This is a genomic window from Rhodanobacter denitrificans (assembly GCF_000230695.2).
GTDB classification, from domain to species: Bacteria; Pseudomonadota; Gammaproteobacteria; order Xanthomonadales; family Rhodanobacteraceae; genus Rhodanobacter; species Rhodanobacter denitrificans.
In genome coordinates, this window is the sequence record NC_020541.1 from 185253 (window position 1) to 197917 (window position 12665).

7 protein-coding genes and 1 pseudogene are annotated in these 12665 nt (G+C 69.4%); 7 read left to right on the top strand and 1 reads right to left on the bottom strand.

Annotated features, from left to right (window positions below):
* The first annotated feature begins 102 nt into the window (after positions 1–102).
* The 6 genes and pseudogenes from R2APBS1_RS00805 to R2APBS1_RS20610 all read left to right on the top strand — a co-directional run bounded on the left by R2APBS1_RS00805 (position 103) and on the right by R2APBS1_RS20610 (position 5815).
* Complete coding sequence (locus R2APBS1_RS00805; protein ID WP_015446473.1) at positions 103–2409, top strand: beta-N-acetylhexosaminidase; 2307 nt, start codon at positions 103–105, stop codon at positions 2407–2409.
* A 160-nt stretch (positions 2410–2569) separates the two neighbouring features.
* Positions 2570–3631 (top strand): acyltransferase family protein, encoded by a 1062-nt coding sequence (locus tag R2APBS1_RS00810; protein ID WP_015446474.1) that lies wholly within the window; start codon positions 2570–2572, stop codon positions 3629–3631.
* A gap of 416 nt (positions 3632–4047) precedes the next feature.
* Positions 4048–4477: pseudogene (tnpA, locus tag R2APBS1_RS19460) on the top strand (IS200/IS605 family transposase).
* A gap of 175 nt (positions 4478–4652) precedes the next feature.
* Positions 4653–5234, top strand: a complete 582-nt coding sequence (locus R2APBS1_RS00815; protein WP_007514303.1) for a CPBP family intramembrane glutamic endopeptidase — start codon at positions 4653–4655, stop codon at positions 5232–5234.
* 113 nt (positions 5235–5347) lie between these two features.
* On the top strand, positions 5348–5524 hold the full coding sequence (locus R2APBS1_RS19960) for a hypothetical protein (protein WP_015446475.1): 177 nt from the start codon (positions 5348–5350) through the stop codon (positions 5522–5524).
* A gap of 165 nt (positions 5525–5689) precedes the next feature.
* Positions 5690–5815 (top strand): hypothetical protein, encoded by a 126-nt coding sequence (locus R2APBS1_RS20610; RefSeq protein WP_275113294.1) that lies wholly within the window; start codon positions 5690–5692, stop codon positions 5813–5815.
* Positions 5816–5833: 18 nt separating this feature from the next.
* Here the strand turns inward: R2APBS1_RS20610 and R2APBS1_RS00820 are convergent, their stop codons facing one another.
* Positions 5834–10273: a DEAD/DEAH box helicase gene (locus R2APBS1_RS00820; RefSeq protein WP_015446477.1), complete on the bottom strand. Its 4440-nt coding sequence runs from the start codon at positions 10271–10273 to the stop codon at positions 5834–5836.
* A gap of 143 nt (positions 10274–10416) precedes the next feature.
* Between R2APBS1_RS00820 and R2APBS1_RS00825 the strand changes: the two genes are divergently transcribed.
* Entirely contained in the window at positions 10417–12648 is a 2232-nt protein-coding gene (locus R2APBS1_RS00825) for a beta-glucosidase family protein (protein ID WP_015446478.1), read from the top strand.
* Positions 12649–12665: the final 17 nt, after the last annotated feature.

Below are 12665 nucleotides of genomic sequence, written 5' to 3' on the forward strand. Positions count from 1 at the left end.
CGGGCCACGGACGGCCCGATCCTCCCCAACCGGGCCCGGACCGTGCGTTGCCGGGCCCGCTTTTTTGCTAGCGTGTTCCACTTGCCGCGACGGAGACCGCCGATGACCCGCCGTTTGATCCTGTTCGGCTGCGCGATTCTGGCGCTGGGCGGCGCCGGCTTCGTCCGTGCTGCCGCGCCGCCGGTGCCTGCGCTGTTGCCGCTGCCGGCGCAGCTGCACGTCGACGCCGGCCGCTTCACCGTCGATGCGCGCACGCCGATCGTGCTGGCCGACGATGCCGCCTCGACCCGGCGCACCGGCGCGTGGCTGGCCGGCCTGCTCGCGCACACCCGCGGCCTGCCGCTGCCGCTGCAACGCGGCGCGGCGACCACCGCACGCGCGATCGTGCTGCAACGCGATCCTGCTGCGCCGGTGGCGGACCGCGAGGGCTATGCGCTGGATATCACGCCGCAAGGCATCCGGGTCAGCGCGCGCGACGACGCCGGCCTGTTCTACGGCGCGGTAACCCTGTGGCAACTGCTCACGCCCGATGCGCAGCAGGGCGCGGTCGAGCTGCCGGCGCTGTCGATCCGCGACCAGCCGCGCTTCGCCTGGCGCGGGCTGATGCTGGATTCGGTGCGGCACTTCCAGAGCGTTGCCGAGATCGAGCGGTTGCTGGAGCAGATGGCCCAGCACAAGCTCAACACCTTCCACTGGCACCTCACCGACGACCAGGGCTGGCGCATCCAGATCAAGCGCTACCCCGAGCTCACCCGCATCGGCGCGTGGCGCACCTCGCCTGATGCCGGGCACGACGGCCAGCCGAGCCGCTACGGCGGCTACTACACCCAGGCGCAGATTCGCCGCATCGTCGCCTACGCCGCCGCGCGCCACATCACCGTGGTGCCGGAGATCGACATGCCGGGCCACGCGCAGGCTGCGGTGGCCGCGTATCCGCGGTTCGGCGTCACCGGCGCCCGTCCGCCGGTATCGGTCGACTGGGGTATCAACCCGTACCTGTACAACGTCGACGACGCCACCTTCACCTTCATCGAGAACGTGCTCGACGAAGTGATGGCGCTGTTCCCCTCGACCTACATCCACGTCGGTGGCGACGAGGCGATCAAGGACCAGTGGCAGGCCGCGCCGGCGGTGCAGGCGAAGATGCGCGCGCTCGGTATCGCCAGCGAAGACGCGCTGCAAGGCTGGTTCATCGGCCGCATCGGCCAGTACCTCGACAAGCATGGCCGCAAGCTGGTCGGCTGGGACGAGATCCTCGATGGCGACAACCTGCCGGCTGATGCCACCGTGATGTCCTGGCGCGGTACCGACGGCGCGATCAAGGCGGCGATGATGGGCCACGACGTGGTGCTGTCGCCCGCCCCGCAGCTGTATTTCGATCACGTGCAGGGCGACCTCGCTGACGAGTACGCCGGCCGCCTCGGCGTGGAATCGCTGCAGAGCGTGTACGCCTTCCCGACCGTGCCGGCCGTGCTGGGCGCGGCGCAGGCGAAGCACGTGCTGGGCGTGCAGGCCAACGTGTGGACCGAGCACATGCCCGCGTTCGCCCACGTGGAGCACGCCGTGTTCCCGCGGCTGGATGCGCTCAGCGAGGTGGCCTGGTCGCCAGCGACCGCGCTGAACTGGCCGGGCTTCCTCGCCCGTCTGCCGGTGCAGCTCGGGCGCTACCGCGCGCAGCACGTCAACGTGGCCGACAGCGCCTTCGCCGTGGAGATCGTCACCGAGCGCAACGTGGCGCTGGCCACCGGCCGCGCCACGGTGGCGCTGGCCAACCAGGCCGGCTTCGGCGTGATCCGCTACACCCTGGACGGCAGCGCGCCCACGGCCGACTCGCCGCGCTACGACGCGCCGCTGGTGCTGCAGCTGCCGGTCACCGTGCGGGCCGCCAGCTTCGCCGCCGACGGCAGCGCGCTGGCCGCCCCGCGCGAGCGCGTGCTCGATCGCGCCGGCCTGCTCGGCCTGCCCGGCGGCCTGCTGGCGAACTGCCCCGGCAGCGACTTCCGCCTGCGCCTGCAGCCCATGCCCGACGCGCCGAGCACCCAGCCGGTGTACGCGGTGAACGTGTTCGACGGCTGCCAGCTGTTCCCCGCCACGCGGATGGACGAGGTCGCCGCGATCCGCGTCGACGCGGTGCGGCTGCCGCGCAACTTCGCCCTGGCGCACGAGGCGAAGCTGGTGGTGTCGCGCCCGCGCGCCACGCCGTTCGGCGAGCTGGTGGTGCATGCCGACAGCTGCGCTGGCGTGGTGCTGGCCAGCATGCCGCTGCCCGATCCCGCCCGCGGCGCGCGCCGCTTCACGCTGCAGGCCGAGCTGCCGGCGCAGCAGGGTGAACGCGCGCTGTGCCTGATCTACACCGCGCCCACCGACGGGCCGCTGTACGCGATCGACCGCGTGGCGCTGGAGCCGTGAGTCGCGCCGTGCAGGCGGGCTCGGCTTGCTCCCTCCCCTGCTTGCAGGGGAGGGCCGGGGAGGGGTTCGCTTTTGATCTTTCCGGCGACCCCGAGCAACCCCCTCCCTGCCTCCCCCTTGCAGGGGGAGGTGTTCCCGCTCTTTTGTGCCTACTCGCTGCATGAAGCGCCTCGCCTCGCTCGACGCCCTGCGCGGCTGCACCGTGGCGGCGATGCTGCTGGTCAACGATCCCGGCGACTGGGGGCACGTCTACTGGCCGCTGGAGCACGCCGCGTGGCACGGCTGCACGCCGACCGATCTGGTGTTTCCGTTCTTCCTGTTCGTGGTCGGTGTATCGGTGGCGCTGGCGATCCTGCCGCGGCTGGAGCAGGGTGCTGCGCCGTCCGCACTGACCCGTGCCGCGACGTGGCGCGCACTGCGCATCCTCGCGCTCGGCGTGGCGATCAACCTGCTGGCGGCGTGGCTGTTGCCACAGGCGCACCTGCGCTTCCCCGGCGTGCTGCAGCGGATCGCGCTGTGCTTCGCCGGCGTGGCGCTGTTCGCGATCCACACGAAACCGCGCACGCAGTGGTGGGCAATCGCGGCACTGCTGATCGGTTACTGGGGACTGCTGCGGCTCGGCGGTTCGCTGGAGCCGTGGACCAACCTCGCCAGCCGCGTCGACAGCGCGGTGTTCGGTCGCTTCGTCTACCTGATCGATCCGGCGAGCGGCCGCGGCCATGACCCGGAAGGCCTGCTCTCCACCCTGCCGTCGCTGGCCGGCACCCTGCTCGGGCTGCGCATGGGGTGCTGGCTGCGCCGCGAGCAATTCCGGACGCTGCTGCTGGCCGGCATCGCCTGCCTGCTGCTCGGCGCGTTGTGGTCGCCGTGGCTGCCGTTCAACAAGAACCTGTGGACGCCCTCGTTCGTGCTGTGGACCACCGGCTGGGCCACACTGGCGCTGCTTGCCTTCCACGTACTGATCGACCGGCACGGCTGGCCCGCGCTGGGCCGCCGCTTCGGCGTCAACGCGATCGCCGCCTACGCCGGCTCCGAACTGATGCAGATCGCGCTGCCTGCGCTGGGCTGGCAGCAATCGCTCTACCAGCACGGGTTCGCCGGCTGGATGACGCCGCGCTTCGGCCCGTACCTGCCATCGCTGGCGTTCGCGCTGGCCTTCGTGGCGCTGTGGTGGCTGATCGTGTGGGCGATGGACCGGCGCGGCGTCTACCTCAAGCTTTAGGTGCATTGCGCTGACAGCGCGACAAGCTCGTGCTTCGTATAAAACGCGCGCGTGTCAGGTGCCGCCATACGTTACAAGCACGAAATCTTCCTATGGACGGCCATCGCCAGCGCGAGAACAATCGCCGTCGCCCGTCGCCGGCGGCAGTGCGAAGACGCAGCCCCGAGCGACCGATCGTATCGCCAGGGAGCGGATGGGTTTGTCACAGGGACTGTTTCGCCAGGAAGTCATCGACGCCCAACGCAGCGACTGGCTGGGATCGATCATCGTCGCCGCGCCATTGTCGCGCTGGTGGCTAAACCAATCGGGAGTTCCCCCGGCTCTGCCGGGGAGGCAGTAGAAGTTTGACGTTTACTGGAGTCCATCGGTGAAACTCCAATTCGTGAGCCGCCAAGCACACGAGAGGATAATCACCGATGGACGAGTACGAGAGCTTAAACCACACGCAATGGGAGTGCCTGCACCACGTGGTGTTCATACCGAAGTGTCGTCGTCGTACGTTATACGTCGAGCTTCGGAAGTAGCTGGGATAAGTGTTTCGCCGATTGGCCGAGCAGAAGGAGAGCCGGGTCGAAGAAGGCTATTTGATGTCGGATTACGTGCATATGATGCTGCGCATTCCGCCGAAGCATGCGGTGTCGCAGGTGGTGGGTTTCATCAAGGGAAAGAGCGATCCATCTGGCGCGAGTGTATGGGGAGCGCAAGCGCAACTTCGTGGGGCAGAGCTTTTGGGCGCGAGGATATCTCGTCTCGACTGTGGGTCGAGACGAGCAGGTGATCCGGGCGTACATCCGCAATCAAGAGGCAGAGGATCGACGGTTGGAGCAGCTTCAACTACTGAGATAGGCCAGCCGCCGTAAGGTGGCCATACCAGAGGGGCCGCGTCAGCGACCCCGCCCAAGCCGCTTTGAGCGGCTCACATAACTAAAGCCCCCGGCTTTGCCGGGGGATACTTACTTGGTTCTAATAGGCTAGCGGGGCCCGAGGGTACTCCTCGGGCTCTTTGTTGGAGTGCGCCGAGATGAGATTACGTCCCAACGAACTGGATAGGTACGCCTTCGTCATTGGCTTGATATTGACGATGGCAGTAGGTATGGCGTCCGGATGGGTGCGGAGTAGTGGTCATGAGTTGCTGGAGGCATTCGTGTATGTGGGGGCAACCATAGGCGCCTTCATGCTTTATCCGGAGCGAGTCAGGATCACCTCGACGGGTGGCATGTTGGGTGCAGCCGGAGTTGTGCTCGGCGGTTTTTTCTTTTTTTTGATCTACAGGCATGTGCGGCTTGAATACGCTTCTTCTGAGGCTTTGTTTGGTTTCCTGGCGCTAAGCGCGCTGGCGATTCCGGTTTTTGAAGAGAAGGTCGTCAGGCAAATCATGCTCGATGGTGCGCGGAAGCGGATTGGGCCTTACGCAGGATCTTTGCTTTGCTCGTTACTTTTTGCGTGGTCGCACCATGGTGCGAGGCTGGTCTTTCTTGTAGCTTTTTTTATATCTTTGGTACTTTGCGCAATGGCTCTAAAAGGGGTGGATACGATCCAGCGATCCATGTTTCATGGCGCCTATAATTTATCGCTGTTGGCTTTCGAGGCTTTCTATAAATGAGGGATGCATCGAACACCTGGTGCGGGCAGGTCAGTGGTGAGCATCATGGCCAGGCTGAAGTAGGGCGTTGCGCTTCGGAGCTGATCTCGCCGCTTAACTAAACGAGGGTTGCCATGAATCGCATGGTTGCCGGGTTGTCACTTGTGCCGGTGGGGCTGCTGTTAACGGTGCTTGGCCTGCTTTTCTCCAACGACTTGGGACGATACAAATATGTGCTGCTGTCAGGTGCGGTGTTCGTGTTGCTCTGCTCGATATTGCTGATACTCCTGAGTCTGATCAGGAAATCGTGATGGAATACAGAGGGCGCAGCAGGCTTTGCAAGGAGTGGCTCGGGCCATGTGCTGTCCAAGGCTTCCGGGATAGGTGAAGTGGATATGTTGCGGTCATCCAGCGGACCGTCAGGGGGGGTTATGAATGTTCGAAGGGCCGATGCCATCGCCATGGCGCTCGTGGCAATGAGCCTCATCCTCGTCATGTTTTGCCCGGACGAATCCGGCACCTTGAAGCAGGTGTGCCTGGTAGGCGCGATCGCGCTTCCATTCCTGGCCGTGGCCGTGAATGTCATTGCTCGAACGAAGTAGATGGCCCGGCGCCGTGCCTCAGCGCGCCGCCGCTCGAACCGGTGGCGGTGCCGGCGGATGTCGCAGCAGGGCGTGTTTCGCCAGCTGCAGGTCGGCGGCGGGGAGTTCGGTCAGGGGCACGAGTCTGCCGGCGACCAGTGCGGCGATCGGCGCGCCGTCGCGGTACAGCACGCGGGCGCCGGGCAGTGCCGGCACCTTGTCGCCAGCCAGCGCGGTGCCGACCAGGTTCAGCGGGTCGCTGCCGCTGAGGCAGACCAGTTCGCCGTCGTCGGCGCGCGTGCGCGCCGCGCGCAACGGCGCGATGGCCTCGGGCAGGGCGAACTGCTCACCGACCAGTCCTTCGACGAAGCGGCCGCCGCGGATCTCGCCGCGTGCCTCCAGCCGCTGATACACCCGCGACAGCTCGCGCCACGGCGGCAGCCACGGCGCCTCGCGCTCCAGCAGTTTCCAGAACACCACGCCGTAGCGGCGCAGCAAGGTGCGGGCGATGTGTTCGATGGCCTCGGGTGCGGCCTTGCCGTCGCCCGCCGTGGTGACGCGCGCCAGTGCCCAGCGCCCTGCATCCTCGATGCCGCTGAGCTGGTGCCGGCGCAACCGCCGATGCCGCCCGCCGTCGCGCTTCGCCGCCGGCAGCAGCAGGGCGCGCAGGCCGGCGAAGCTGTCGGCGCTGACGCGGCCGGTGGCGACCAGTTCGCCCAGCGCGTCCTCCAGTTCGGTGCGCAACAGCCGGGTGGTGTCCAGCAGCTCGTCGAAGAACAGCGCGCCGCGTTCTTGCAGCGCGTCGGCGACGGCTTGCGCGCGCGACGACAGCAGGATCTGCTGCGGGTCGTCGGCGGCGACGGACGTCCAGACGGCCATGTCGCGCCGTGGCAGCAGCACGATCGGCGTGCCGCGCACTGGGCCGCCGCCACCGCCGCTGCCGGTGCGCAGGCGGCTCCAGACGATGCGGCCGGCGCGGCACAGCTCGTCCAGCCAGTTGATCGAGTAATCCGCGATGCGCGCCGGCAGGATCTCCGCTTCCCAGGCGCCGGCGGCCGCCTCGTAGCCTTCCAGCTGCGCCAGCGTGGCGGCCAACGCGTCAGGCCCGCTCAGCTTCGTGGCCGAAGATACGTGTTGCCAGTCGAACAGAAAGCGCATCAGCGCGCGCCGACTCACCGGCTCGATCTCGCGGCGCAGCCGGCCGATGGTGTAGCGGTGGATGCGCGCCAGCAGATGTCGCTCGCACCATTCGGTGTCGACGGCGTCGGCGCTGAAGCGGCCCTGCATCACGTAACCTTCGGACTGCAGGCGCAGCAGCGCCGGTTCGACCTCGCCGGCATCGACGGCCAGCGAGGCGGCCAGGGTCTTCGCGGTGACCGGGCCAAGTCCGCCGAGGCGATGGCGCACCAGCTCCTGCAGCGCGCCATCGCGCGTCCATGGCTGCGCGGCGTACTCGGCCGGTGCGGCGATCGGCGGCTGCATCGCGGCGGCGGGATGCAGCGCCTGCCACAGCGGCAACTGCTCGGCCGTGGTCCAGACGTCGCCGAGCCGGGTCGCGCGCTTCGCCTTAGCCAGCGCCTGCAGCCGTTCCTGCCAGCCGGTGTTGGCAGCGGTTTCCTCGGCGGTGACGAAGCCCAGCAAGGTCAGCGCCTCGTGCATCTCGTCGGCGTCGCGCACCTGCGGCCACGCCTCTTCGCGCACGGCGGCGATCGCGTCGGGATCGAGCCGGCCGAGGTCGTCGGCGCTGTCGGCGTTCCAGCGGCGCGTCTGCACGGCCTGGGTGCGGCGTTCCTCCAGCGGCGCGTCGTCGAGGAAGGCGTACGGCGCGGCGTTCAGCACCTCGGTGGCGAGCGGGCTGGGTGCGCTGAGGTCGCGCGCCACGATGGCGATCTCGCCGGCCTCGAGGCGGCGCAGGATGGCCAGCAGGCCGTCCACGTCCATCGCCTCGCGCAGGCAGTCGTGCAGGGTCTGGTTGACCAGCGGGTGATCCGGCACCTCGCGCTCGCCCACGATGTTTTCCAGGCAGGCGACCTGGTCGGGGAACACCGCGGCGAGCAGGTCCTCACTTTTCATGCGCTGCAGCGGCGGCGGAGTCTTCTTGCCGCCGGTGAAGCGCGGCAGCGCCAGCGCGGTCACCGCGTTCCAGCGCCAGCGCGCGGGGAACAGCGGCGCGTCGAGCAGGGCCTGCACCAGCACGTGCTCGGCGGTATTGGAGTGCAGGTAGTGCGCCACTTCCTCCAGCGGGAAGCTGTGGCTGGTGGACAGCGACAGCACGATCGCGTCCTCGGTGGCCGCCGCCTGCAGCTCGAAGTTGAACTGACGGCAGAAGCGCTTGCGCAGCGCCAGCCCCCAGGCGCGGTTGATGCGGCTGCCCCACGGCGTGTGGACCACCAGCTGGGTGCCGCCGGATTCGTCGAAGAAGCGCTCCAGCACCAGCGTGCGCTGGCTGGGCAGCACGCCCAGCGCGGCTTTCGCGCGGGCCAGATAATCGGCCAGCTGCTGCGCGGCGGCTTCGTCGAGGCCGAGCTGATCGTGTAGCCAGGCGACCGCGGCCGGCACGCCGCCGGCGTCGAGTTGCGCGGAAATTTCCTCGCGCAGGCGCGATACGCCGAGCGACAGCTCGTCGCTGCGCCCCGGCGCCTCGCCCAGCCAGAACGGGATGCTCGGCGGTGCGCCGTGCGCGTCCTCCACGCGAAGGCGGTCGCGCTCGACGCGCTGGATGCGGTAGCTGGCGTTGCCGAGCTGGAAGATGTCGCCGGCCATGCTCTCGACCGCGAAATCCTCGTTCACCGTGCCCACGATGATCGCCTGCGGTTCCAGCACCACCTTGTAGTCGGCGGTGTCGGGGATGGTGCCGCCGGAGGTCAGCGCGGTGAGCCGCGCGCTGCGCCGCGGGCGTAGCTGGCGGTTCACCGCGTCGCGGTGGATGTAGGCCGCGCGCGGCCCCTGCCGTGTGGTGAAGCCTTCGGCCAGCATGCGCACCACCGCGTCGAAATCGGCGCGCGCGAGCTCGCGGTACGGATACGCGCGGCGTACCAGTGCGTACAGCGCGTCCTCGTCCCATTCGGCGCAGGCCACTTCGGCAACGATCTGCTGCGCCAGTACGTCGAGCGGCTGCGGCGGCATCACCAGCGCGTCCAGCTCGCCGCGGCGCACGCAGTCGAGCAGGGCGGTGCATTCGATCAGGTCGTCGCGGGTGGCCGGGAACAGCCGCGCCTTCGGCGTGCCGTCGATGCTGTGGCCGGAGCGGCCGGCGCGCTGCAGGAACGCGGCGATCGAGCGCGGCGAGCCGAGCTGGCAGACCAGGTCGACCTCGCCGATGTCGATGCCCAGCTCCAGTGAGGCGGTGGCCACCAGCACCTTGAGCTCGCCACGCTTCAGCCGCTGCTCGGCGTCCAGCCGCAGCTCCTTGGCCAGGCTGCCGTGGTGCGCCGCCACGTGTTCCTTGCCCAGCCGCTCGGACAGGTGCCGCGCGGCGCGCTCGGCCATCCGCCGCGTGTTGACGAACACCAGGGTGGTGCGATGCGCGCGCACCAGCTGGGCGAGGCGGTCGTAGACCGCCTCCCAGGCGTCGTTAGACATCACCGCTTCGAGCGGGACGGGCGGCACTTCGATGGCGAGGTCGCGGGGGCGGGTATGGCCCACGTCGATGATGGTGACCGGGTTCCCTCCCCTGCTTGCAGGGGAGGGTTGGGGTGGGGTGCTCTTGCTCTTGAGCTTGAGATCAAGGTCAAGATCAAGAGCCTCACCCCCTCCCAGCCTCCCCCTGCCAGCAGGGGGAGGGGCAAGAGCGGCGAGCGTGGCGTATTCACCGGCCCCCACGAGAAAGTCGGCGACTTTCTCGATCGGCTTCTGTGTTGCCGACAGCCCGATGCGCAACAGGCGCCGCTGGCACAGCGACTGCAGCCGCTCCAGCGACAGCGCCAGGTGCGAGCCGCGCTTGCTGCCGGCGATGGCATGGATCTCGTCGACGATCACCGTGCGCACGCTCGCCAGCATGGAACGCCCCGAGGCCGAGCCCAGCAGCACGTACAGCGATTCGGGCGTGGTCACCAGGATGTGCGGCGGCTGCTTGCGCAGCAGGTTGCGCTCGACCTGCGGGGTGTCGCCGGTGCGCACCGCGGTGCGGATCGCCACGTCGGGCAGGCCGAGTTTCTCGAGTTCCGCGCGGATGCTTTCCAGCGGTGCTTCCAGGTTCACGTGGATATCGTTCGACAGCGCCTTCAGCGGCGACACGTAGAGCACCGTGGTGGCATCGGCCAGCGTGCCGCCGTGCGCCACACCCTCGCGCACCAGTTCGTCGATCGCGGCGAGGAAGGCGGTCAGCGTCTTGCCCGAGCCGGTCGGCGCGGCGACCAGGGTGTGCCGGCCGGCGCGGATCGACGGCCACGCGGCGGCCTGCGCCGCGGTGGGCGCGGCGAACGCGCCGCGGAACCAGGCGGCGACGGCAGGATGGAAATCGGCGAGCGGGGACGACATGGTGCTCCGAAAGATGGGTACCATCGGCACTGCACGCAAGCGCGAGGCGCCGATTCGTGACGTCAGTGGCTTGCGCTGAAAACGTTACGTTAGCACTCTGCGCAGTGCCGTCAGCCGCCTTCCTTCTTCGCCCGAGGTCGCCCATGTCCCGTCGTCCGCGCCGTCTGTCCGCCTGTGCCTTCGCCCTGGCCGTGGTGGCCACTGCCACTGCGGCCGGAGAGCCGCCGGCGCGACCCTGGATGAACACTTCGCTGTCCCCCGATGCGCGCGCGGCGCTGGTGGTGCAGGCGATGAGCCAGGACGAGAAGTTCCAGCTGATCACCACCGCCTATGGCAGCGCCTCCGACGGCAAGCCGGCGCCGGCCTGCGCGCTGGGCTCGGCGGCTTGCGCGCCGGCGCTTTCGCGGCTGGGCCTGCCGGCACTGCAGGAGACCGACGCCGGGCTGGGCGTGGCGCGCCCGCTCAACGCGCACAGCCGCGACGTCGCCACGGCCTTGCCCTCCGGCCTGGCCACGGCGGCCAGCTGGGACCCGGCGGTGGCCGAGGCCGGCGGCGCGATGATCGGCCGCGAGGCGCACCGCAAGGGCTTCAACGTGCTGCTGGCCGGCGGCGTCAACCTGCTGCGCGACCCGCGCAACGGCCGCAACTTCGAGTACGCCGGCGAGGACCCGCTGCTGGCCGGCGTGATGGCCGGTCACGCGGTGCGCGGGATCCAGTCGCAGCACGTGGTGTCCACGCTCAAGCACTACGCCGTCAACGACCTGGAAACCGGCCGCAACACGATGAACGCGAAGCTCGACCGGGTCGCCGCGCGCGAATCGGACCTGCGTGCGTTCGAGATCGCGCTGGGCATCGGTGCGCCTGGCTCGGTGATGTGCGCGTACAACCGCGTCAACGGCACCTACGCCTGCGAGAACGCATGGCTGCTCGACCAGGTGCTCAAGCGCGACTGGGGCTACCAAGGTTTCGTGATGTCCGACTGGGGCGCGGTGCACAGCGCGGCGAAGTCGGCGCTGGCCGGGCTCGACCAGGAATCGGCCGGCGAGACGTTCGACCCGCAGGTGTTCTTCGCCGCGCCGCTGCGTGAGGCGATCGCCAAGGGCGAGGTGCCGCAGGCGCGGCTGGACGACATGGTGCGGCGCATCCTGCGCAGCCTGTTCGCGGTCGGCGCGATCGACCACCCCGCCAAGGCGGCGCCGATCGACTACGCCGCCGACGCGAAGGTGTCGCAGCACGCCGCCGAGGCCGGCGCGGTGCTGCTGCGCAATCAGGACAATCTGCTGCCGTTGGCACGCACGCTGGCCTCGGTGGCGGTGATCGGCGCGCACGCGGACCGGGGCGTGCTGGCCGGCGGCGGCTCGTCGGCGGTGACCGCCCAAGGCGGCAATGCGGTGCCGGGGCTGGCGCCGACCGTGTGGCCGGGCCCGGTGATGTACCACCCGTCCGCGCCGCTGGCGGCGATCGCCCGCCGCGTCGGTGGCAAGGCCAGCTACGCCAGCGGCGAGGACATCGCGGCCGCGGCGAAGCTGGCCGCCTCGTCCGCGGTGGCGGTGGTGTTCGTGCAGCAGTGGGCGGCCGAGTCGTTCGACCGCCCAAGCATGGCGCTGAACGGCCACCAGGATGCGCTGGTCGCCGCCGTCGCCAAGGCCAACCCACGCACCGTGGTGGTGCTGGAGAACAACGGCCCGGTGGCGATGCCATGGCTGGCGCAGACCGCGGCGGTGCTGGAGGCCTGGTACCCCGGCAACGCCGGCGGCGAGGCGATCGCGCGGCTGCTGTTCGGCGAAGTGGCCCCGTCCGGCCGGCTGCCGCTCAGCTGGCCGCGCGACGCGTCGCAGCTGCCGCGCCCGGCCATCGCCGGCGCCGGCCTGGCCGCGATCGGCCTGCCGCCGCAGGGCCAGCCCGCCGATACGGTGGACTACGACATCGAGGGTGCCGACGTCGGCTACCGCTGGTTCCAGCGCCGCGGCAGCGAGCCGCTGTTCCCGTTCGGCTATGGGCTGGGCTACACCACCTTCGGCTACGGCCCGCTGACCGTCACCACCGATGCGGCCGGCGCGGTGACGGCCTCATTCGCGGTCACCAACACCGGATCGCGCGCCGGCGCCGACGTGCCGCAGCTCTACGTGCAGTTGCCCGGCGAGCAGGTGTCGCGGCTGGTCGGCTGGCAGAAGCTGGCGCTGCGGCCGGGCGAGACGAAGCGGGTCCGCCTGGCGCTGCCGGCCGTGCGCTTCGCGCGCTACGACGACCGGGGCCACGGCTGGCGCGTCGCCGCCGGGACGTACCGACTGCTGCTCGGCCGCTCGTCCGCGCAGATCGAACAGCGGGCGGAACTGCGGCTGCCGGCGGTCTTTCCCGCCGGTGCGCAGCGCTGACCCGATCACACTTCCCT